The sequence below is a fragment of the Terrabacter sp. MAHUQ-38 genome, assembly GCF_014518425.1.
Taxonomy (GTDB): Bacteria; Actinomycetota; Actinomycetes; order Actinomycetales; family Dermatophilaceae; genus Terrabacter.
The window spans coordinates 770852-792993 of the sequence record NZ_JACVCU010000001.1 but is presented as its reverse complement, the minus strand read 5'-3'; the positions used below and the strand labels follow the sequence as shown (position 1 = coordinate 792993).

General features: G+C 70.4%; 21 protein-coding genes and 1 pseudogene. 6 read left to right on the top strand and 16 right to left on the bottom strand.

From position 1 onward, the window contains the following. Positions 1-144: 144 nt before the first annotated feature. Positions 145-594 carry a hypothetical protein gene (locus tag H9I49_RS03745; RefSeq protein ID WP_188028953.1) on the top strand — a complete coding sequence of 150 codons (450 nt, stop codon included), beginning with the start codon at positions 145-147 and terminating at the stop codon, positions 592-594. Positions 595-596: 2 nt separating this feature from the next. On the opposite strand, the gene H9I49_RS03740 is transcribed toward H9I49_RS03745, so the two are convergent. Next, complete coding sequence (locus H9I49_RS03740) at positions 597-1496, bottom strand: NAD(P)/FAD-dependent oxidoreductase (protein WP_370587412.1); 900 nt, start codon at positions 1494-1496, stop codon at positions 597-599. 60 nt (positions 1497-1556) lie between these two features. On the opposite strand from H9I49_RS03740, the gene H9I49_RS03735 reads away from it, so the two are divergent. Further along, the gene (locus H9I49_RS03735; protein ID WP_188028951.1) at positions 1557-1994 is read left to right on the top strand and encodes a MerR family transcriptional regulator; all 438 of its coding nucleotides are present in this window, start codon (positions 1557-1559) and stop codon (positions 1992-1994) included. A gap of 115 nt (positions 1995-2109) precedes the next feature. Beyond that, positions 2110-3105 (top strand): NAD-dependent epimerase/dehydratase family protein, encoded by a 996-nt coding sequence (locus H9I49_RS03730; protein WP_188028950.1) that lies wholly within the window; start codon positions 2110-2112, stop codon positions 3103-3105. Positions 3106-3210: 105 nt separating this feature from the next. On the opposite strand, the gene H9I49_RS03725 is transcribed toward H9I49_RS03730, so the two are convergent. Further along, positions 3211-3657, bottom strand: a complete 447-nt coding sequence (locus tag H9I49_RS03725; RefSeq protein ID WP_370587411.1) for an ATP-dependent zinc protease — start codon at positions 3655-3657, stop codon at positions 3211-3213. Between the two features lie 54 nt (positions 3658-3711). Between H9I49_RS03725 and H9I49_RS03720 the strand changes: the two genes are divergently transcribed. Continuing rightward, complete coding sequence (locus H9I49_RS03720; protein WP_188028948.1) at positions 3712-4905, top strand: RimK family alpha-L-glutamate ligase; 1194 nt, start codon at positions 3712-3714, stop codon at positions 4903-4905. Between the two features lie 45 nt (positions 4906-4950). On the opposite strand, the gene H9I49_RS03715 is transcribed toward H9I49_RS03720, so the two are convergent. The 6 genes from H9I49_RS03715 to H9I49_RS03690 form a co-directional block, all read right to left on the bottom strand. Then, positions 4951-5673, bottom strand: coding sequence for a VOC family protein (locus H9I49_RS03715; protein WP_188028947.1), 723 nt, complete (start codon positions 5671-5673; stop codon positions 4951-4953). Between the two features lie 5 nt (positions 5674-5678). Then, complete coding sequence (locus H9I49_RS03710) at positions 5679-6332, bottom strand: O-methyltransferase (protein ID WP_188028946.1); 654 nt, start codon at positions 6330-6332, stop codon at positions 5679-5681. 99 nt (positions 6333-6431) lie between these two features. Continuing rightward, positions 6432-7622 (bottom strand): lanthionine synthetase LanC family protein, encoded by a 1191-nt coding sequence (locus H9I49_RS03705; protein WP_188028945.1) that lies wholly within the window; start codon positions 7620-7622, stop codon positions 6432-6434. A 416-nt stretch (positions 7623-8038) separates the two neighbouring features. Continuing rightward, a complete protein-coding gene (locus H9I49_RS03700; RefSeq protein WP_188028944.1) occupies positions 8039-8554 on the bottom strand; it encodes a putative immunity protein in 516 nt (171 codons plus the stop codon). A gap of 61 nt (positions 8555-8615) precedes the next feature. Beyond that, entirely contained in the window at positions 8616-10097 is a 1482-nt protein-coding gene (locus tag H9I49_RS03695) for an FAD-dependent monooxygenase (protein ID WP_188028943.1), read from the bottom strand. A 144-nt stretch (positions 10098-10241) separates the two neighbouring features. Further along, positions 10242-11231: a patatin-like phospholipase family protein gene (locus tag H9I49_RS03690; protein WP_188028942.1), complete on the bottom strand. Its 990-nt coding sequence runs from the start codon at positions 11229-11231 to the stop codon at positions 10242-10244. Positions 11232-11334: 103 nt separating this feature from the next. Between H9I49_RS03690 and H9I49_RS23690 the strand changes: the two genes are divergently transcribed. Next, positions 11335-11493 carry a hypothetical protein gene (locus H9I49_RS23690; RefSeq protein WP_188028941.1) on the top strand — a complete coding sequence of 53 codons (159 nt, stop codon included), beginning with the start codon at positions 11335-11337 and terminating at the stop codon, positions 11491-11493. 43 nt (positions 11494-11536) lie between these two features. Here the strand turns inward: H9I49_RS23690 and H9I49_RS24325 are convergent. Then, positions 11537-11728 (bottom strand): annotated as a pseudogene (locus H9I49_RS24325) (hypothetical protein); the annotation flags it as partial. Positions 11729-12018: 290 nt separating this feature from the next. Beyond that, entirely contained in the window at positions 12019-12675 is a 657-nt protein-coding gene (locus tag H9I49_RS03680) for a Type 1 glutamine amidotransferase-like domain-containing protein (protein ID WP_188028940.1), read from the bottom strand. Positions 12676-12837: 162 nt separating this feature from the next. Between H9I49_RS03680 and H9I49_RS03675 the strand changes: the two genes are divergently transcribed. Then, on the top strand, positions 12838-13665 hold the full coding sequence (locus H9I49_RS03675; protein ID WP_188028939.1) for a carbon-nitrogen hydrolase family protein: 828 nt from the start codon (positions 12838-12840) through the stop codon (positions 13663-13665). Positions 13666-14189: 524 nt separating this feature from the next. Here H9I49_RS03675 and H9I49_RS03670 read toward each other — a convergent pair. From H9I49_RS03670 to nagZ, 6 genes are all read right to left on the bottom strand, one after another. Next, a complete protein-coding gene (locus H9I49_RS03670; protein ID WP_188028938.1) occupies positions 14190-14771 on the bottom strand; it encodes a DinB family protein in 582 nt (193 codons plus the stop codon). Positions 14772-14847: 76 nt separating this feature from the next. Next, on the bottom strand, positions 14848-15630 hold the full coding sequence (locus tag H9I49_RS03665) for a hypothetical protein (protein WP_188028937.1): 783 nt from the start codon (positions 15628-15630) through the stop codon (positions 14848-14850). Positions 15631-15860: 230 nt separating this feature from the next. Further along, positions 15861-18446, bottom strand: coding sequence for a replicative DNA helicase (gene dnaB, locus H9I49_RS03660; protein WP_370587410.1), 2586 nt, complete (start codon positions 18444-18446; stop codon positions 15861-15863). 386 nt (positions 18447-18832) lie between these two features. Then, entirely contained in the window at positions 18833-19645 is an 813-nt protein-coding gene (locus tag H9I49_RS03655) for a glucosamine-6-phosphate deaminase (protein WP_188028936.1), read from the bottom strand. Next, complete coding sequence (locus H9I49_RS03650; protein ID WP_188028935.1) at positions 19645-20724, bottom strand: ROK family protein; 1080 nt, start codon at positions 20722-20724, stop codon at positions 19645-19647. The genes H9I49_RS03655 and H9I49_RS03650 overlap by 1 nt, the downstream gene beginning before the upstream one ends. After that, positions 20721-22142 carry a beta-N-acetylhexosaminidase gene (gene nagZ, locus H9I49_RS03645; protein ID WP_188028934.1) on the bottom strand — a complete coding sequence of 474 codons (1422 nt, stop codon included), beginning with the start codon at positions 22140-22142 and terminating at the stop codon, positions 20721-20723. Before nagZ ends, H9I49_RS03650 begins: the two co-directional genes overlap by 4 nt.

Genomic DNA, 22142 nt, shown 5'->3' with positions numbered 1-22142 from the left:
GCGGGGCTGATTGCGGCATCCACCCCGTCGCCTCCGCGCTCGGCCCCACCCCTGGTCGGCCCCAAGACGGTCGCAAGAACCGCGGAGGACGCTCGTCACAGGCGACCCGGACCGACGGGTCGGACCACGAGTGAGGACCACGCCATGACCACCACCCTCGACCCGACGCTGCGCACCGAGAGTCGTCCGTCGCGGCCCGCGACGCAGCTCGTCGCCGCGCAGCTCATCCTGCTCGGCGTCGACGTCGGCGGCGGCCTCCTCGCCGTCGCGAGCGGTGTCAACACGTGGGCGGAGGCCTGGGGCGCCGCGGCCCTGCTCGCCGCACCCGTCCCGATGATGGCCGGACAGGCGATCCTCACCTACCTCTCCGTGTCCACGCGGCGTCGGTGGGGCGCGGTCCCGGCTGGACTGCTCGCGCTTGCCTGCTTCGTGAGCATCGCCTCCGGCTTCTTCGACGGAGGCCTGGGAAACGCTCGCCTCACGGGCTGGCTGACGGCATACCAGGTGGTGCTGCTCACGGTCACCGGCGCGGTCGGGGTGTTCGCCGCGCTCCGCGCCCGACAGCTGCTGGCGCGCCGACCTCGGCGCCGCTGAGCTCAGGGACGAGCCAGGAGCGCCATGGTGGCCGCCGATGCCGCGAGCTGGCCGGCTGCCGACGCCATGACGACCGACGCCATCGGCATCGGGTACGCGGCGAGGTGCGCCATGTCACCGGCGCAGAACACCCGCTCGCGGCTCGACCGCCCGAACTCGTCGACTCGCACACAACCCGAGGGGTTCAGCTCGAGGCCCAGCTGCTCCGCGAACGCCGTGGACTGCCGCAGCGCAGGCTTCACGAAGAGGCCTGCGACCTGCTCGTGCACCTGCTCGCCGTCCGCGCCCTCGAGCGTCACTCGTACGCCGTCCCCGTGCCGCTCGACCGAGACGACCCGCTCGGTGCGCACCACGGGACCCGGGTGCCACTCGTCGGGGAGGTCCTCGCCGTCCGCGAGGACGACGAGCTCCGAGGCGATCGGCCCGAGGAGCGCCGACAGGTGCGGTGCCACCGCCGCGCCGAGGATGCCGACGCGCTGTCCACCGAGCTCGTGGCCGTGGCAGAACGGGCAGTGCGCGACGAAGTCGCCCCACAGCTCGTCGAGCCCCGGCACCGGCGGCAGCCCGTCCCGCACACCCGTGGCGAGGATGAGCGCATAGGCCGTCACGGTCGAGCCGTCCGCGACGCGCAGGTGGAAGATCCCGCCGACCTCCTCGATCGTGTCGACACGCTCCTCCCGCACCGTGACCGTGTCGTATGCCGCGAGCTGCTTGCGCGCGTGCGCGCGGAACTCCTCCGGCGGGGTGCCGTCGTGCGCCACGACGTTGTGCATGTGGCTCACGGTGGCGTTGCGGTAGGTGCCGTCGTCGAAGAGGACGGCGTCGCGGTGGATGCGGCCGAGGGTCAGGGCTGCCTGGAGGCCGGCGGGTCCTCCCCCGATGATGGCGACGTCGGTGTGCACGTGGTCTCTCCTTGCTGTCGTTGTGCTGCTTCGGGATCCAGCGTGTACCTTCATGTGGACATGAAGGCAAGCGATCGTGAGCAGAGCTGGACCGTCGGCGAGCTGGCGGCCCGGTTCGAGCTGCCCACCAACGTCCTCCGGCACTGGGAGAGCCTCGGCCTGCTGACGCCCGAGCGCGACGCGTCGGGCTACCGGCGCTACGGGCACGGCGACCTCGTCCGGGTGGCAGTCATCCTGCGCAACAAGGCTGCCGGCATGACGCTCGAGCAGATCGGTGTGCTCCTCGACGGCGAGGCCGCCGGCCGCCACGAGGTGCTCGAGGCGCACCTGCGCGGCCTCGACGAGCGGGCGAGGTCCATCGAACGGTCGCGGGAGATGACCGAGCACGCGCTGCGGTGCCGGGCGCACGACATCGTCGCCTGTCCGCGCTTCTCGCAGCACGTCGCCGACCTCACGGAGGGCCGCACCCCGACGGCACGGATCGCTGACTGGGAGTAGGCGCGGGTAGGCGGCACAGCGCCGAGGTGGGCGGGAGCACGCGGGACCGGGCCCGCCTTACGTCGAGAGCGAAGGGTCCTTGGCCGTCGGGCGTCGCTCGGGCGAGGATCGAGGCATGAGACTTCTCGTACTCGGAGGCACCCACCACGTCGGCCGCGCGTTCGTCGAGACCGCCGTCGCCCGCGGCGACGAGGTGACGACTGTGACCCGCGGCGTCAGCGGCACCCCCGTCGAGGGCGCCGAGGCCCGGCACGCCGACCGGCTCGATCCCGACGCGATGCGGCAGGTGCTGCGCGACGACGAGTGGGACGCTGTCGTCGACACGTGGTCGGACGCGCCGGTCGCGGTGCAGACGTCGGCGCGGCTGCTCAGCGGGCGCACTCCGCACTACACGTACATCTCGTCGCGCTCGGTGTACTCGTGGCCGCTCGAGCCGGACTCCGACGAGAGCGCCCCCGTGGTCGAGGGCGACCCGTCGTCGACCGACGGCGGCGACTACGCGGCCGCCAAGCGCGGCGGCGAGCTCGCGGTTCTCGAGGAGTTCGACGGCGACGTCGCCCTGGCGCGGGCCGGGCTCATCCTCGGGCCCTACGAGAACGTGGGGCGGATGCCGTTCTGGCTCAATCGGATTGCCTCGGGTGGGCGCGTGCCGGCACCAGGCCCGTACGACCGACCACTTCAGTACGTGGACTGTCGCGACATCGCCGACTGGGTGCTCGGCTCGCGGCCGGTCGGCACCTTCAACACGGCCAGCGAGGCCGGGCACACGACGATGGGTGCGCTGCTCGACGAGGTGCGCGCCGTCACCGAGAGCGACGCCGAGCTCGTCTGGGTCGAGCCGTCGACGGTCGAGGCCGCCGAGGTGTCGCCGTGGACCGAGCTGCCGATCTGGGTGCCACCGACGGGCGAGTACGTCGGACTCCACGCGTGCGACGTGTCCGCGGCATACGCGTCGGGGCTGCGGGCGCGGCCGATGCCCGAGACGGTGGCCGACACGTGGGCCTGGCTCCAGCACGAGGGGCTGCCGGAGCCCCGGACGGGGCGCGCCGGTGGCCCGATGGACGCGGCGGCCGAGGAGCGCCTGCTCTCCATCCACGACGCCACGACGTGACGGCGTGACGACGAAAGTGCCCGCTCGAACTGACACCCGTCGAGTGGGCATCTCCCACCCATCACTCGCCGACGAGACGGGCCGGCGGAGCTGGGACGGCGCCGGTCAGCGCCCGCGGTTGCGGCGGCGTACGTCCTTGGGCGGCTTGCCCGCCGCGTACGAGCGGTCGGGGACGACGACGTAGCCCTGACGGAGGGCCTCACGGCCCACGAGCATGCGGAAACCCATCCGGTGGCGCCTGCTCAACGTGACCTCGGCAGGCACGGTGCGGCCACCGAGGGTCAGGTCGATGCGCACGACGAGGCGGCGCTGCACGTGACCCGTCGAGGAGCGCACCTTGCGCCGGTCGTGGATGGGGCACTCGACCCTCTGGGCGTCCTCCGCCGAGTCCTGCCACGGGTGGACGGTGAAACGCACCCACGGCTCGCCGTCGCGGTCGAACTCCTCGACGTCCTCGGCGTGCAGCGTGGACGTGCGGGCTCCGGTGTCGATCTTGGCCTTGACCCACGGCAGCCCGATGCCGGGCAGGGCGACCCACTCCCTCCATCCCACGGGAGTGCTTGAATAGGCCGGCCCAGACACCCGCCCATCTTGGCAGGAACCCGGATGAAACTCGCGATCCTCTCTTGCGCTCCGCGTGCCTACTCGACGCAGCGCCTGCGCACCGCAGCCCTCGACCGTGGCCACGAGGTGCGGGTGCTCAACACGCTGCGCTTCGCCATCGACCTGACGGGGCCGGAGCCCGATCTGCAGTTCCGTGGCCGGCCGCTGTCCGACTACGACGCCGTGCTGCCGCGCATCGGCAGCTCGATCACGTACTTCGGCACGGCGGTCGTGCGGCAGTTCGAGCAGATGGACGTCTACACGCCGAACACCGCGAACGGCATCTCGAACGCCCGCGACAAGCTCCGCGCGACGCAGATCCTCTCCCGCCACAACATCGGTATGCCGGCGACGACCTTCGTGCGCAACCGCGCCGACGTGATCCCGGCCATCAAGCGGGTCGGGGGCGCGCCGGTCGTCATCAAGCTGCTCGAGGGCACGCAGGGCATCGGCGTCATCCTCGCGCCGGAGATCAAGATCGCCGAGGCGATCATCGAGACGCTGCACAGCACGAAGCAGAACGTCCTGATCCAGAGCTTCGTCACCGAGAGCCGCGGTCGCGACATCCGCGCCCTCGTCGTCGGCGACCGGGTCGTCGCGGCGATGCGTCGGCGGGCCAACGGTGACGAGTTCCGGTCGAACGTGCATCGGGGCGGCACCGTCGAGCCGGTCGAGCTGCCGCCGGACTACGAACAGGCCGCGGTGCGGTCGGCTCAGATCATGGGACTCCGCGTCGCCGGGGTCGACATGCTCGAGGGCAACGACGGTCCACTCGTCATGGAGGTCAACTCCTCGCCCGGCCTCGAGGGCATCGAGGCCGCGACGAACCTCGACGTCGCCGGCGCGATCGTCGACCACATCGCCGGGCAGGTCGCCTTCCCGGAGATCGACGTGCGCCAGCGCCTCACCGTCTCAACGGGATACGGCGTCGCGGAGCTCGTCGTGCACGCCGGTGCGGACCTCGTCGGACAGACCATCGGCGAGTCCGGCCTCGAGGAGCGCGACATCCAGGTGCTGACCCTGCACCGCGGGCCGTCGGTGATCCCCAACCCGCGTCGCCGCGTCGTGCTCGAACCCGAGGACCGCCTGCTGTGCTTCGGCCGACTCGAGGAGATGCGCTCGATGATCCCCGAGCGCCGGCGCAGGCGGGCCAAGGTGCGCAAGCTCCCGAAGGAGCCGATCCACACCGTCGCCTGAACCACGTGGTGGATCAGCGGGCCCCCGGCCGGGGGTCTGGCCGGCCTACCGCGGGGTGAGCACACAGAACTCGTTGCCGTCGGGATCAGCCATGACGACCCAGCTGACGTCGCCCTGTCCGATGTCGGTCCGGGTCGCACCGAGCGAGATGAGTCGGTCGACCTCCGCCTGCTGGTCACCGCCGGCTGGTGGAGCGAGGTCGAGATGCAGGCGGTTCTTGCCGGTCTTCGGCGCGACCGGTGGACCGCCCCACGTGATCTTCGGACCGCCGCGAGGTGAGCGGATCGCCGTCTCCTGGTCCTGGTCCCAGACCAACGGCCAGCCCAGCGCCTCGCTCCAGAAGTACCCGACCTCCTGCGACCCGTCGGAGGAGAGCGCTCCGATGAAGCCGCAGTCAGCAAGGAAGCTGTTGCCGGGCTCGATGACGCAGAACTCGTTGCCTTCGGGGTCGGCGAGCACCACGTGACCCTCTTCCGGGCGTTGGCCGACGTCGATGTGCCGGGCGCCGAGCTCGAGCGCGCGCGCGACCGTCTGCTGCTGGTCCTCGAGCGACGTGCTCGTGAGATCGAAGTGCATCTGGTTCGGGCCGGCCTTCTCCTGCTCGGTCCGGAGAAACCGGATCTGGAACCCGGTGTCATCGGTCGGCAGGAGCGCAGTGCCCTCGCGGGGGTCGTCGGCCGGCTGCCAGCCCAGGACCCCGGCCCAGAAGTGCGCGAGACGACGCGGGTCGTTCGCGTCGATGCAGAGGGCGCACAGGTCAGTGCTCATGTCCTTCACACCCGCCGCGCGATGGTCAACCCGTCGAACGCCGTCAGGACCACTGACTCGACGCGGTCGTCGGCAGCCACCAGGTCGTTGAAGGCGCGCAGGGCGGCCGTGTCCGCATCCGTCCCGTCGTCGTCGGTGATCCTGCCGCTCCACAGCACGTTGTCGGCCAGTAGCAGCCCGCCGGGGCGCACCCTCGGCACCAGCTCCGCCCAGTACGCCGCGTACCCGGGCTTGTCCGCGTCGATGAAGACGAGGTCGATCTCGGGCCGCTCGGGCAGCGAACGCAGGGTGTCGAGCGCCGGGGCGATGCGCAGCTCGACCCGGTCTGCCACGCCGGCCTCGACCCAGGCCCGCCGCGCGATCGCGGTCCATTCCTCGCTGATGTCGCAGCACAGCAGCGAGCCGCCGTCGACCAGGCCACGAGCGATGCACAGGCTCGAGTAGCCGGTGAACGTCCCCACCTCGACGGCGCGACGCGCACCGATCAGCCGAGCGAGCATCGTGAGCAGCTGGCCCTGGTCGTCACCGATCTGCATCTTCGCGACATCGCCCAGCGCAGCGGTGGCGGACCGAAGCCCACGCACGACCGGGTCGGGGCGCCAGCTGCCATGGTCAACTGCGTACGAGCGGACCGCGTCCGTCACCAGAAAGTTGCGCATCCTGCGACGCTACGTCGCTCGTGCGCCAATCTCCTGCGCAGGCCCGATGATGATCCGTTGCGGTCGCCGTGGGTGACGTCCTCGCCCTGGCAGGTGCGGTCACCTCGTCGTCGATGGATGGTCCGGCCACGCGACGGCGTAGGTGTCCGAGCTGCCGGTGCAGAGCCGGGAGTAGCGGAGCAGCTCGCGCACGATGCCGGCACTGCCCATCGCCCATCCGGGTCGGGGCTCGAGATCTGGGGGTGTCGCGCGGTGCTCGTAGTTGGACCAGCGTGCACCGGATCGGTCCCGGCTGGCTCGGGCGACGAGATCGTCCACAAGGACGTCGGCGAAGTCGAAGGTGTCGCCGTCCTCGACGATGCGGTCACAGGCCAGCGCCAGCACGCCGGCGGTCCCGCAGCATCGCCCGTTGTTGTCCCAGAACCCGTGCCGGATCCGTCGCGGCAGGCCGGACGCGGTGACCGTGCGCCAGCACCGGTCGGCGAGTCGGCCCCAAGACTCCTGCCCGGTGACCTGGCCGAGCAGCCGGAACACCTGGGCATCACCCGCCGGCCCGTTGCACCAGCCGAGGCTGAAGCGCTCGATGAGCTCCGGACGGTGGGGCGGGTCGGAGTGGGGCACCAGGAAGCCGTCGGGGCCGGCTTCGTCACGAGCGACGACGTCGGCGGCTCCCTCGATCGCGAGCTCGACCAGATCGGTCCTGTCTGCGGCTCGCCCGACGGCGGCCAGGGCGTAGACGATGCCGAGGGTCCCGTGGGCGATGTGATGCGACCGGGGCGGGGTGGGCCGCACCGGCCAGTTCACGCCGTGCGCAGTCCTGGTCGCGGTCGACACGTATGGCGTGACAGCGTCGACGGCCAGCTCCACGTCACCACAGCGGAGGGCGCCCAACCCCACGCCGGCGTTGCCGGCGAACAGCTCGAACATCGTGCTCCACCGACCCCGCTCGGATCGTTCACGTATGCGGCGAAGAGCCGTGCGAGCAGCAGCCTCCCGGCCGAGGGCGTGGAGAGTGAACGCGATCCCGGTCAGCCCGAAGTACAGCGAGCAGTCCTCGACCTGGCCGACGTCGGCAGCCAGAGCGTCACAGCCCTGCTCGAGGGCCTCGTCATAGCGCGGGTCGTCGAACTGGGCACGCGCCTCCTGCAGGGCCAGGAGGACGCCCGCTCGACCGTGGTACAGCGAAGGCTGCTCCCAGTCCTTCCCGGGACTCGCGAGCATCCAGTCGACCGCGGAGCGGGCAAGGTCCTCAGTGGCGTGGGCTCGACGTCTGCGACCACTGGGCTGCATGTCCGGACCGTATCCCGCGGCTGCCCGGCAGTGAGCCGCCGCGGTGCGCGCGACGGTGAGTCCATCGACCGTTCGTCCTGGCGGCCAGGTCATCTGGCCCGGTTCTCCTGCGTCCTCTCGGTCACCTTCAGCGCGCTGATGTCGACATCGCCGCACCAGCTACGCGCACGGCCGTCTGTGAGTGCATCGGCCGTTTCGCAGTCACCGGCGTGGACCGCATCTGCGTACGCCCGGACAACCTGCTCGGGTGTGGCATCGTCGGCCGGCATCGGGACGCGCGCAGTCGAACATGCCGCCAGGGTCAGGCTGAGAGCGCACACCAAGAGCGACAAGAGAATCCGGCTCCGTCGCGGACCTCTGATGTCACATGGCGACCTTCACACACGGGCGCGCCGTGGCCCATCGCAACAGGCGGCTCAGCAGTCGAACACCGACCAGCAGATGTCGTTCCGCAGCCGCTGGTCGTCGAGGACGAGTTCGCGAATCGCGGTCGGGAGCTGGTCACGCTGCCACTGACACTCGCCCCGCCCGGCCGCCTCACTCTGGCCGTTCGGCACGGCAGCACGCGCGGCCTTGATCGCGTAGGCGGCGGCACCCAGCTCGTGCGCAGCGACGTGAGGGACGCACGCGGCCTGACCAGCGGCGTACGCTGCAAACCGTGCGGCGCCCCGCAGGTCTCTGGCCGCGCCCATGGCATGGCCACCTGCCGCCCGGGCCTGCATCATCTTGACCTCGCCACGCACCCACGCCCGAGCCTGCGCGATCGCGTCGCGTGGTCGCGGGTCCTCTGGCCGGGCCGACTCGAAGAGGTGGAGGACGTGCTCCGCGCACGACGCCGCCCACAGAGCGAGCAGATGGTGGTCCGAGTCCGTGAGGGTCCCGCCGCGGCGGATGGTCACGAAGCGCGGATCGCGGACGTCCGGAAGGATCACTCTTCGCACTCTTCCACTGAACCGCCCACTTCCCACGGAACGGATGACTGAGCCCGTCAGGTCAGGTCACCGGGGCGGGATCCGGACTCGTGGCTGGTCCGAACCAGGTCGTCAGAGCTTCTTTGAGTCCCGTCTGTGCTCCGTTGCCGACCCACCCGACGTGACCATCGGGCCGGATCAACACGGCGGTGGGAGCAGTGACGGTGCCGATGACTGGTAGCACCCACGTCTCGGTGTGGTCGGCGTGGACCTGCTGGACACGGCTCGCCCACGGGGTGAGCTCGATGCTGCCGGGCTCGCCGAAGTTGAGCAGCACGGGCCGGGCGTCGTGAAGCAGCTCGAAGACCCGCCGCGGGCCGTGGGCTGTGAACAGGTCGAGATCGGGCATGCGGCGTCCCAGCAAGGGGTGGTGCCCGTCACCGAGGTCGTAGGCCACGTCGAGCCCGGACAGGAGCCCGGCGAGCTGAGTGCGCGGTCCGTCGAAGCTCAGCATCTCGGCGATCGTGTCGCGCATCGCCTCGGTTCGCGTGTCGCCCCGCTGGAGGAGGGCTTGCGTCATGACATTCCTCAGGACGCGAGCCGTGGTGGGGTGCCGCTCCGCGTAGTAGGTGTCCAGGAGGGCCTCGGGTGAAACGCCCTGAACGACCTGGGCGAGCTTCCACCCGAGGTTGACCGCATCCTGTACACCGAGGCCGATCCCCTGCCCTCCGGTAGGTGGATGCGTGTGCGCGGCGTCTCCGGCGAGCAGCACCCGCCCACAGCGGTAGGCGGCCGCCTGCAGGGTGGCATCGGTGAACCTCGAGATGAACGAAGGATCGTGGATCCCGAAGTCCGTGCCGTACACGGCTGTCAGTGCCCGGCTGAGATCCGTGAGCGTCGGTTCGGTGGCGGCGCCGATCTGGGGCTCGGTCACGACGATCCCTGCCGTCCTCCCGTCGTCCATCACGTTGATGCCGTGGATCCCGACGTCGTCATGCCGGATGCCGGTGGGCGGTTGCTCGGTCACCTCGACCTCGGCGATGAGATGGCTGCGGGTCGCCCGCGCACCCACGAACTCGATGCCGGCTGTCTTGCGGATGACGCTGCGTCCACCGTCGGCGCCGACCACGTATGCCGTCCGCCGCGCCTCGCCCTCGGCGAGGTGGAGGTCGACACCCGCGTCGTCCTGGGCGAAGCCGATGACCTCGACCCCGCGATGAATCGGCACCTCCAGCTCCTCGACCCACCCGCGCAGGATCCGCTCGATGTGACTCTGCGACAGCCCGAGGGTGTACGGATGCCGCGTGGGAAGGCTCGCGACCTCGAGTGCGGTGTTGGCGAAGCTCAGCGCCTGACTGGTCCGTCCCGCGACGAGGAACCGGTCGGCGATGCCGCGCTGGTCGAAGATCTCCAGAGTTCGCGAGTGGAACCCGCGGGCGCGAGTGCCGATCAGGTCCGGGGTCGAACGTCGCTCCAGGACCACGACATCCACCCCCGCCAACGCCAGCTCTCCCGCCAGCATCAGGCCGGTGGGCCCGCTTCCGACGATCGTCACGTCGTTCATGTCAGTCCTCGCTTTCCTCGGCACGACCGGAAAGTCTGGGCCACGACGGGTGCCTTGCCGCAAGCCCCCCTCTCCGCTGTACCTTGGAAGTGGCAGGGGGAGCAGGTTCCTTGCCCCTGTTGGAGTCGACTGGTTTCGTGGGCGTCAGCGCCAGAACTCGGTGAGCTGCCCGGCAAGCGCTCTGCCTTGGTCGTAACCGGCTCGAGCCGCGGGCGGACGCAGCGACGGATCCATCGCATTGGCACCGAACATGTGCTCGGAGTCGCTGTCCGGGAAGATGGTCTCGACTCTGCTGCCGCGTGCCAGCAGCTCGTCGACCTGCGCTGCAAGATGTGTGCCCCACTCCCGCGGATGCCGTGTTCTCCCGGCGAAGGGTGACAGCACCAGCACGCGTGCGTGTCCGGCTGCCAGATCGGCGTTCTCGTTGCGTCGGTAGCCGCCGTCGATGTAGAGGTTGCCGCCGATCGCGTGGGGAGAGCCACTTGCACAGCTGGCGGCTATGGCGTCCGCCAGGTCGACTCCGCTGTGCCGGTCGAAGGCGACCGGTTCACCGGTTCGGGCATCGACCGCCGTGATGAGCACCGTTCGTTCCGGCCAGTGCTGGCTCGGCAACCGTGCGGCGACGGTGTCGCGCCACCGCTCAGACATGGAGCCGTCCGACGCGGCGTCCAGTTCCAGGGCTGCCGCACCCATTCTGCGACGCATGTCGACCGCATCCTCAGCGGCGGCGATGATCGCGCCCGTTCGCTCCACATGGTTCACCACCGACCCTGGAAAGGGTCCGGCGTGGGATCTGACGGGGCCAGTCCGTTGCTGGGGCGCAGCGGTGAGGATGCCGGAAAGCAGTTCCATCGTGGTCGCGCTGGTGATCTGGGCCGCGGCCGTCGACCCGGCTGATGTCCCGACGATCAGGTCGGCGTCGGTCACGTCCAACCCGGCATCGAACAGGCCGGCGACGACGCCGATCACCCACGCATTGCCTGCCGATCCTCCACCACCGAGGACCAACGCTCGCTCACCTTCGGCGCGTACCCGCCTTGTGGCGTCGAGCTGTGGCTGATCCTCGTCGGGCACCGGCCGGCCGGAGGCCGTCGTCGGCGTGAAGTGCAGAGATGAAGAAGGTGTTGTGTTCATGGGAGTCGCCTTTCGCGAGTTGCCTGTGGGCACTCCCGGTGGCGACTAGCTCAGTCGCGGCATCGTGGACTGCGGGGGAGCACCCGGTGCGGATACTGCGTTCATGGGTCTCACCTCCTGCCGACGGATCACGATCGCCACCACGCTAGTACGCCGGGGCGCGAGCGACACGGCAATCGGCATCACGCCGACCGCCGTGTCTCCGGAACGCGCCGCGGACCGCGACGGTCTCGATCCGCGCGGGCGTGAAGGCTCCGCGTGAGGGCGGGGATCGTCACCGTCGCAGCGACGAGGTGTAGCCCGATGAGGGCGGTGGTGGTCGCGGTGTCTGCCCCGGAGGTGAGTGGCGGGACCAACGAGATCACGAGCAGCGACAAAGCCGTCCACACAGTGCACGTGCAGCTCCCGACGGTGCCGCTCCGCCAGCCGCGAGAACGCCGGCTCTTGGACCTCGCGCAGACCCGTCGTCCTTGCCGTCGCGACCCTGGTGACCGCATGGGTGCTCTGGTCCGGAGAGCCAGGAGAGACGGCGTTCGGCTGGTTCGCGTACGAGCCCCTACCTGAGCCCGCGACGGTGCCGGGTCTGGTGGTCGTGACCGGCCGCAGGACGGTGGCGGTCGTCGTCGGTGCTGTCGGGCTTCTGCTTCTGGGTTTCGTTGCAGGCTTCGTTCGGGGGACCCGACGCCACGATCCGTGACCATCAAGCCCACCAGCTCACCCCGTTCCGACGGGGCAGGAACGGGTGTCCTGTCCAGCGGATCGCTGTTGGGCGCGGCTATCAAGGGAACTACTGCCAGTGCCCCTCGGAGATGATCTGGACGGTGCCGTCGGTCACCTTGATGGCCGTCTGGTCGTCGATGGCGTACGCCGGTCCGGCGATGTCGGCCGCCCATCTCTCCGCCTCGGCCATGGTGTTCTCCGGCATGAGTTCGTGACCCAGGTGCGGGAAGATCGAGAAGTCGACGACGCCCAGGGTTCTGTCGCCTCCCTCAGGTGGCGTCCAGTTGACGAAGTCGTCACCGATCCGTGGGGTCATCACCATGCTTCCGGCGCTCACCCCCACCCACACCGTCTCGGGCAGCGATTGCAGGAGGTCCGCCAGCCCTGACTGCCGCATCCAGTGGCACAGGTACGTCGCGTCGCCGCCGTCCACCAGCAGGACGTCAGCCTCCCGGACCCAGGGCACCCAGCGCTCCTCGCCGATGCTGGGCAGCGCTGTCAGCTCGAGCACGCCGACCGACTTCCAGCCCAGGTCGCACATGGGTCCCGGGGTCTGGCCGGCGATGAAGCGCCAGGCCGAGGCCGGCGTACAGCTGGGGTGGCCGTACTCCGCCGTCGGGATGCAGAGCGCGTCGCAGTCTGCGATCGGCTTGCCCAGCAAGTCGACCAGGGCATCGCGGATGCTCGTGTTGGTGACGCCGCCGGACGTGAGAAGAAACTTCATGGTGCCCTTCCTGGGCTTTGTCGTTGCCTCACCAGGAGATTCGGGTCGCGAGCCCGCGCAGATCCGGGATCTCGACGGACAAGCGGCAGCGTACGAGGCCGCGGGCGAAGAAGTGGGCTGACCGCGCCGTCCATGGTCAGGGGAGCCTGCCATGATGCGCAAATGAGCCTCGCGATCGCCACCTGCCAGCCGACCGCGTCCGCTGATCCCCGCGCGAACGGTGCGGAGGTGCGCCGGATGCTACGGGTGGCCGCGGCGTCGGGCGCACGGCTGGCTCACTTCCCCGAGGGGTTCCTGTCGGGCTACGCGGTCGAGAACGTGGCCGCCTGGGATGACGTCGAGTGGGCGGTCGCACGCGCCGAGCTGGAGGATGTCGCCAGGCTTGCAGGCGAGCTGGGGATCTGGGTTGTGCTCGGGTCTGCTCACCCGTTGACGTCGCCGAACTGGCCGCACAACAGCCTCTACGTGATCTCCGAGGAGGGGAAGCTCGTCGACCGCTACGACAAGCGGAAGTGCTCGCACACCGAGGTCACCCGGTTCTACACGCCCGGCTTCGAGCCGGTGGTCTTCGACGTTGACGGCTTCCGCTTCGGCATGGCGATCTGCATCGAGATCAACTTCTCTGAGCTCTTCGCGGACTACGACCAGCGTGGCGTTGACTGCTTGCTGCTGTCGGCCTATCCGGTCGATGCGATCTATGCGACCAAGGCCCGCGCCTACGCTGCGATCCACAACTATTGGGTGAGCTTGTCGGTGCCGGCGCAGACCGCGCATCTGTTCCACTCCGGGCTCATCGGGCCGCACGGCGAGGTGCTTGCCGATGTTGGCGGCGAGCCGGGGCTGGTCGTGGGAACGCTGGATCGAGAAGACCCCGCGCTGCGCGGCGCCCTCGACCTTGCTCGGCCCTGGCGGGCATTGGCGCGAGCCGGCGACATCTACGACGGGCGCCGGGTCACCGACGAGCGCAGCCGGGTGCGCACCCTGTTCTGAGGCGGGTCTCCGAACGCCGCTTCGCAACCCAGTCGGTCTCGGACCTCGTGTCGGACAAAGGCGTTGGGTGCCAACGACTCCGAGTGCACCCGAGGGGTGCATCTACCCGGATCGACATGCCGCCCGCAGTCGGCGCGCATGTCGGACGCGACCGCGGCAGCGCCCCCGCCAGGGTTGGCGTTCAGCAGGGAGGGGACGGTGCCGACCACGGCCGGCACGCCGTGGACCTTCGTCGGGTTGCCGTCGCGCAGGTGCGGGACAACGGCTGGGATGAGGCCGGTGACCCCCCTGCGGTCTTCCCCTGCAACAGGGCCCGACGTCGATGTCGAGCGCGTACTCCGACGGGGGGCGTCTACCGCCCGGATTGCTTCAGGCGGCATCGGTCACGGTCGGCGATGTCGGAGACCGGCATCAGCACGCCGGTCGCCTCGCCGTAGCGGGTGCGGTGAATGGCGTCCCTCGCACCTGTCCATCGTGCCCGCAGGAGAAGCATGCATGAGGTCCGCAGTCCGCTGGATCGGCGCTCACGAGCCAGTCCTACCGTCGACACCCTCGCGAAGCAGATCGACGTGTCCGCAGTGTTGGGCGTACTCGGTGATCATCCGGAGTACCAGCCAGCGCAGGTCGACGTCCTCGTACCAGTCCAAGGGTCGGGCGGTGTCGTCGAGCCGATGTGCGGCGACTATCTCCCGAGATACCGCGCACTCCGCGCGCCACGTCTGCTGGTCGGCAGCGAAGTCGGCGTCCGCAGGCGGGTTGAAGTCGAGGTCCGGCTGGCCTTCGGCGAAGAACAGGAACGGCACGTCGCGGCGTTCAAAGTTCTGCTGGAACCACCAACGCTCGACGCTGGCGAGGTGCCTGACGAGGCCATGCAGCGACATCGTCGACGGCGGCATGGAGCGGGCCCGCGCCTGCTCGGGCGTCAGGCCGCGGCACTTCATCTCCACCGTCGCCCGGTAGTACTCGAGGTAGGCCGTGAGCGCCTCGCGCTCGCTCGCGACACGTGGGATTCGCGGCCGGTCATCGGCAGCCCAGACTGGCGCGAAGTCGTCGTCCGTCAAGCCGGATTCCGAACGGGCGGCGTTGTCGGCAGAGTGGTCAACCATGCGCGCCACTCTGCCATCCAGCGCGTAAGGAAACCTCCGTGTCGCGCCCCGCTCGCGGCGGATGAACGCGTGCCAGTCAGACGCGCACGAGGCGGAGCGAGTCGAGCGTGCGCTGCTGGTCCGCTACGACACGCGGGCTCGTGTCCGGGAACCACGACCGCTCGATGACCACCCGCTCACCGTGGACGGTGACGATCCACAGCTCGACGAGCTGGTGCTGGCCCGCCATCGGCCGGTAGGTCATCACGCCGTTGTTGTCGCACAAGCTCGCCCGCGGGTCGTCGAGCCGCGCGATCAGGTGAACGCCGGACCCGCCGAACCGCGCGACCGGGGCAACACGTTCGATCACGGTGAACGGGTACCTCGAGAGAATGGCACCCGCCAGGTCGGCCGGAGTCGGTCCCGGGTCTGCCAGCGGGCGCGCTTGGGCCTGGCACGGTCCGTACGGGATCGCGTCCAGCTCCATGACGCGGACGCCGGCGTCCTCCCGCACGTAGGACGGCCGCTGCGTCACCACTCCCTGCTCGAAGAGCCACCAGCTGTCGCCGGAGAGCGTGAACTCCACGGCCAGGTTGGAGTGCGGTGCTGCTGGATAGAGGTTGCCCGGCATGCGCAAGCGGTACGTCGCTCCGGGCCGCACGGCGCTCAGGGTCCGGAAGGCGTACGCGTCGCGGTCCACGACGTGCGGAGCCTCAGGCACCCGGTAGCTGCGGGGAACGGCCTCGGGCCCGGGTGTCTCGTCGAGGGTGGTGGCCGGCGTCACCGCCCCGCCGGGCACCGGGCTGGGCGCGGGCGCTCCTCTGCCCGGCGACCCAGTGCAGGCAGCAAGGCTCACGACCAGCGCCGCGGCGACGATCATCCTGCTGACGCGCCGCGGCCCACGGTCCGACGGCCGCAGCGCCGGGCCCCCACCGCGTTGGCGACCCGCCGTGCCCGCCACCCCGCCTCCTGCTCAGCCGTGCGGACCCGACGAGAGCAGGTCCTGCTCCCACCCAGTGTCCGCCCGGACAGGCCGGGAGCGCAGCCATCCATGCAGCCGGCGCAAGACGCGCGTGTGGGCACCCGTCGGCGCATCGTTGCAACAGTCGCTCAGAAGTTGTTGGCCATGTTGGTGAAGCGGCTGAAGTGACCCTGGAAGGCCACGACGATCGTGTCAGTGGGGCCGTTTCGGTGCTTGGCGACGATGAGGTCCGCCTCCCCCTCGCGGGGTGAGTCCTTCTCGTAGGCGGCCTCACGGTGCAGGAGCACGACCATGTCGGCATCCTGCTCGATCGAGCCGGACTCTCTCAGGTCGCTCATGGCCGGCTTCTTGTCGGTGCGCTGCTCGGGACCACGGTTCAGCTGCGAGATCGCGATGACCGGGACCTCGAGCTCCTTCGCGAGCAGCTTGAGCGCACGCGAGAACTCCGAGACCTCCTGCTGACGCGACTCGACGCGCTTGCCCGAGCTCATGAGCTGGAGGTAGTCGATGACGACGAGCTTGAGGTTCTCGCGCTGCTTGAGCCGGCGGCACTTGGCCCTGATCTCCATGAGCGACATGTTCGGCGAGTCGTCAATGAAGAGAGGGGCGTCCGAGACCCGACCCATCGTCGACGCGAGGCGGGTCCAGTCCTCCTCGCGCATCGTGCCCTTGCGCATGTGCTGCAGCTGGATGCCGGCCTCGGCCGAGAGCAGACGCATGGTGATCTCGGTGCGGCTCATCTCGAGCGAGAACACGACGGCGGCCATCTTGTGCTTGATCGCCGCCGACCGCACGATGTCCAGACCTATCGTCGAGTTGTGCGTCGGGATCATCGACTCGCCCGCGAGGTAGAGGTGGTCGTCGGCTGCCACCTCGATGCACCGCACCGGCGCGGACTCGACCGGGCGCACGTCCGTGATGAACCGTGAGTCACGTCGAGTGAGCACCTCACGGCGGAGTTCCTTGTGCCGAAGGGCCTTGCGAGGCAACCAGAACACGTCGTCGTCGCAGGTGAAGTTCACGTCGTACGCGGTCGACGACTCCGCTGTGCGGCCCTTCACTGAGCGCGTCGCGATGGTGCAGCGGTAGCCCAGGCTGACGACGAGCTCACGGACACCGCGAGCGAGGGATCGGTTGGTCACGGTGAACTGCACGCAACCGGCGTCGGAGACTGTGCCGTCGGTGTCGAGCAAGCCAGCAAGCAGGTCCCGGCGCTGCGCCTCGCTGGCACGCAGATACTGCTGGGGAATGTGCTTGTCGGCAAGGACGCCCAGACCGCGCAGCAGCGCGGTGACCGTGCCGTGGTCCTCACGGCACGCTTGGCATAGGCGCATTCCCGATGACGGCGCACCGCAGTCGGCGCACCGCGGGACGAGGCTCGTTCCCTCAACTCCCTGTGCACGCCCGCCGCAGGAGCGGCCGCACGTCTTGACCTGGGCGGTCCGCGGCGTGAACTCGGCACCGCACACGACGCACGTCCGGACCGCGATCACCTCCTCGGGAAGTTGCAGGGCGTAGCGCATCTTCGCGCTGAGATGCTTCACAACGAGACCCTCGGCTTCGATTCGCACCACCAGCTCGGGATCGGCGGTCGTGATGGACGCCCCTGCGCTCGTACCGCCCGCGAGCCACGCACCGAGGACGTACGGCGCAACCGGCAATGGCTGCTCGTCGAGCTGGAGGGCGCGAGCGTTCCGGATCGAATGGTTGAGGCGCGCCTCAACCGTCTCGGTGCGGACCGAGAACGCGATCTCGCGGGACGTGCGGATCGACCCGGGCCCCCCTGCCCGGCGTTCCGAGCGCGACCGCGTCAACCACTGGTGCTGCTCGTCCGCGACGATGACCGTCCCGTCGGAGAACTCCACCTCGTAGCACGGTCGGTCGACCATGACCTCGGTGGCAGCCACGACCTGGGTCGGTCGGCCGTCGGAACCGAGCACGAGGTCGCCGGGCTGGACCTCCCCCATCGTCGTCCAGCCGTCGGGCGTCGGGAGCGGCGTGTCGAGCGCGAGCGCCTTTCCCATCGCCGGCCTGGCGGCGATGACGATCATCTGACCCGGGTGCAGGCCGTTGGTCAGGGCGTCGAAGTCGGTGAATCCCGTTGGGACACCGGTCATCTCGCCGGATCGCCCGGACGCGACCTCGATCTCGTCGACCGTGGCCTCGATGATGTCGCCGATGGCGTGGTAGTCCTCGCCGCCGCGCTTGTCGGCGACGGCGTAGACCTCGGCCTGGGCTGCGTTGACGATGTCCTCGACGTCGCCGCCGCCCTGGGCGTAGCCGAGCTGGACGATGCGAGTGCCGGCCTCGACGAGACGGCGCAGCACGGCGCGCTCGGCGACGATCTGGGCGTAGTACCCCGCGTTGGCGGCGGTCGGGACCGACGCGATGAGCTGGTGGAGGTACGCCTGACCGCCGACGCGCCCCAGGTCGCCACGCTTCGTCAGCTCGTCGCTGACGGTGATGGCGTCGGCGGGCTCGCCGCGACCGTAGAGGTCGAGGATCGCGTCGTAGATGAGCTCGTGCGCGGGTCGATAGAAGTCCGTGCCCTTGAGCTGCTCGACGCAGTCGGCGATCGCGTCCTTCGACAGGAGCATGCCGCCGAGAACGGACTGTTCGGCGCCGACGTCCTGCGGCGGGAGGCGGTCGTCTGGCGGCCCCCCGTCACGCGTCGACGACGCGAAGGCGCTCGTGCTCAGCTCGTCGAGCGACACGTGCTCCCCTTCCCCTGCATGCGAATGACATCGGTGCAACTCGGTCGACACCAGTAGACATCGCGGCGATGACAGTGGCGGCGCCGGGCCTACCCAACCCGGCTGTTCCGCCCTCCCCGAGGAGCACCCGCCAAACCCTAGGGCGGGTCCTCGGCAACCACAACAATCCCTGTGGACAACCTGTGGGCAGGCCCCGGCGACACGCCGTCAACAGGTGTGGACAAGGTGTGTGAACAACTGTGCAGCTGTGGTGCCGGTCACATGACCTCGTGCGTGGCGACCTGCGGAAACGTGTGTCCACCGGGTGTGGAGGACAACATCCTCAGGCCTGTGCGGTTTTCCACAACCACTGCGATGGCTCCCGTTGTCCAACCGTGAATCCGCCTTTACCACGCCTTGGGTCGGCGCGTGACCGGTTCGGGCAATCCCGAGGCCGACTCGTCGTAGTAGTCACGGTTGCGCAAGCCCGTCGCGGCGGCGTCGTCGAGGACAGCCGTGGCGTCCGCGTGCCACTGGAGCACCGACCCCGGGCACGAGGCGGACAGCGGGCCCTCGAGCGCAGCTGCCACGGCCTCCGCCTTGGCGGCGCCGGACGCGACGAGAACGAGGCGCCGGGCGTCGAGGACGGTGCCGAGCCCCTGGGTGACACAGTGCGTCGGCACGTCGTCGGGGCCGTCGAAGAAGCGGGCGTTGTCGCTCCGCGTCCGTTCGGACAGCCGTTTGACCCGGGTCCGCGACGACAGTGCCGAGCCGGGTTCGTTGAAGCCGAGGTGACCGTTGGCGCCGATCCCGAGGATCTGCACGTCGACACCGCCGGCGTCGGCGATGAGTCGCTCGTACGCCTGCGCCGCGGCCACGAGGGCCGCCTCGTCCTGCCCTGACCCGTCCGGCACGTGCAGACGGTCCGGAGACAGCCCGAGCGGCCGGCACACCTCCCGCAACAGCACCTCCCGGTAGGACTGCGGGTGCCCTTCACGCAGCCCGACATACTCGTCGAGGGCGAAGCCGCGCGCCGACCGCAGGTCGAGCCGCCCGCTCCGCACGGCGGTCGCGAGCTCCGCGTACAGCCCCAGCGGCGACGACCCCGTCGCGAGTCCGAGGACGGGCTCGGCCCGCGCGGCGTCGACGAGACCGGCGATGACGACCTCCGCCGCTCGACGGGCGACGTCCTCGGGGGTGGGCAGGACCAGGACCTCCATCAGCCCACCTTCCCACCGCGGGCCGTCGCGCCATCCCGCTGCCCCCGTATGCCGTCCGGCCCGTCTCCCGGCCACGCACCCGCCGCGACCGGCGGGGCGGCGCGGACCGCAGGATGCGAGACGGTGCCCAGCCAGGCGGCACCGAGCGCGGCGACGGGGAGGTCTGCAGGCAGCAGCTCGACCCTGTCGGGCAACCCGAGCGCGTCGAGGAGCTGGGCGCTGCGAGCCCGACGGCGCAGGTCGGCCCGGGCACCGTCGAGGAGCGGCCGGCCGAGCGCGGCGAGGCCGCCACCGATCACCACCTGCTCGGCACCCGAGGCGAGGGCGAGCACCTGCACGGCCAGGCCCACGCCCGTGCAGAGGACGTCGACGGCGGCCGCGGCAACGATGTCGCCCGCGGCCGCTGCGGCGAACGGGTCGCGGGCAAGCCGTCGCGACTCGGGCCACAGCCGGGCGAGTGCCGAACCGGACGCGATCGTCTCGAGGCAACCGACCTGGCCGCAGGTGCACGGCGCGTCGCCCCCTACCGGCAGGTGCCCGATCTCGCCCGCAGCACCGTCGATCCCGCGGACGACGACCCCGTCACGGACGACCGCCGAGGCCAACCCGGTGCCGAGGTTGAGGTACGCGAGCGCCGTCGGGACAGAGTCTGAGGAGCCGGTCGACCGCAGTCGCCAGGCCCCGAGAGCGGCCGCCTTGACGTCGTTCTCCACGGCGACGGGCACCCCGAGGCGAGCCGTGAGCTCGCCGCCGAGGTCGAGAGAGTCGACCTCGAGGTTCACCGCGTGGCGGACCAGTCCCGTTGCGGGGTCGACGAGTCCGGGCATGCACGCGCCGACCGCCACGCCGACCGCCACGCCGAGCGCCGCGCCGTCGCCGCCCACGGCTCCCCCGCCGACGTCGACGCCCACCTCCCTCAACACCTCGCTGGCCAGCCGCACGGCGACATCGACGACCCCGCCGGGACCTCGCCCCGACGGCGCCGACCGGATCGCGCGCAGAGTCCCGTCCTCGGTCACCATGGCCGCGGCCGTCTTCGTGCCGCCGACGTCGATGCCGAGCCTGAGCCGAGCGGTCATGTCGGCCGCACCCCGAGGTAGCGACCGAGCGCCTCCGCGACGACGACCGAACCGCCGAACGTGACGAGGTCGGCGCCACCCCGCGGCCACCCGCAGTCGACGACGATCGTCGGATGCCCTTGTGCGCGAAGACGATCGACGACGTCCCACAGCGGGTGCGCATCCGAGAGCCCGCGCCCCGCCACGGCGACCTTCGCCCCCGGCTGCACGTCGGCCTCGCCGGTCGTCAGGCCGGCCGCACTCGGCCCCCACGCGACCCGGCCGACCGCGAGGTTGACGTCGGACGCCACCTGCACGATGACGGCGTCGCCGTCCGCGTCGAGCCAGGGCTGCACCGCGTCACCGATGGCGAACCCGCCCACGAGACTCCCGTTCCCCCACCTCGACAGACCGGCGTCAGCTGAGACGGCCTGCCCGGGCGCGCCGAACCCCTTGGACAGCAGTGCAACCCGTGCCGACGCATCCTCGAGCCGACCGACCGGCAACCGTCCCGACGTGGCCGCGTCCACGACGGCATCGACCACCGCGAGGTAGCACTCCTCCGTCGTCTCCGACCCCACGCACAGCAGGTCGCAGCCGGCGGCGAGGGCGCGCACCGCCGCCTCGGGGATCCCCGTCTCCGCCGAGGCGCCTGCCATGTCGAGGGCGTCCGAGACGATGACGCCCTCGAACCCGAGCCGGCCCCGCAGCACCTCGCCGAGCACGAGGGGCGAGAAGGTCGCCGGCCGGTCCGGGTCGATCGCGCTGACGACGACGTGCGACGTCATGACGCAGGCGACCCCGGCCCCGATGGCCGTGCGGAACGGCTCGAGCTCACGCGTGTCGAGCACGTGTGCCTCGGCGTGGACGTGCGGCACGTCGAGGTGCGAGTCGATGACGGTGTCCCCGTGCCCCGGGAAGTGCTTGGCGCACGCGGCGACCCCGACCGACTGCACGCCCTCGACATAGGCCGCCGAGTGCCGCGCGACCGCAGCCGCATCTGCGCCGAAGCTGCGCACCCCGATGACGGGGTTCTCGTCGGCCGAGTTGACGTCGACCACCGGGGCGAGGTCGAGGTTGATGCCGTATGCCGCGAGCTCGTGTCCGATGGCCGACGCGGAGGCTCGTGTCAGGGCCGTGTCGTCGAGACGGCCGAGCAGGGCGTTGCCCGGTTGGGTCGAGCCGGTCGGGTAGTGCAGGCGCGTGACGTCGCCGCCCTCCTCGTCGACAGCGACGACCAGGTCGGGCGCGGCCGCGCGCAGCTGGGCACACAGCCGGGCCAGCTGGTCCGGGTCGACGATGTTCGCACCGTAGAGGCACACGGAGGCCAGCCCGGCGGCATACTCCCTCCCGACCCACCCGGGCACGGAAGTGCCGACGAACCCGGGCATGAGCGTGCCGGTAACGAGGCGCCGCAGCGCCTCTCGTGAGGTGTCCAT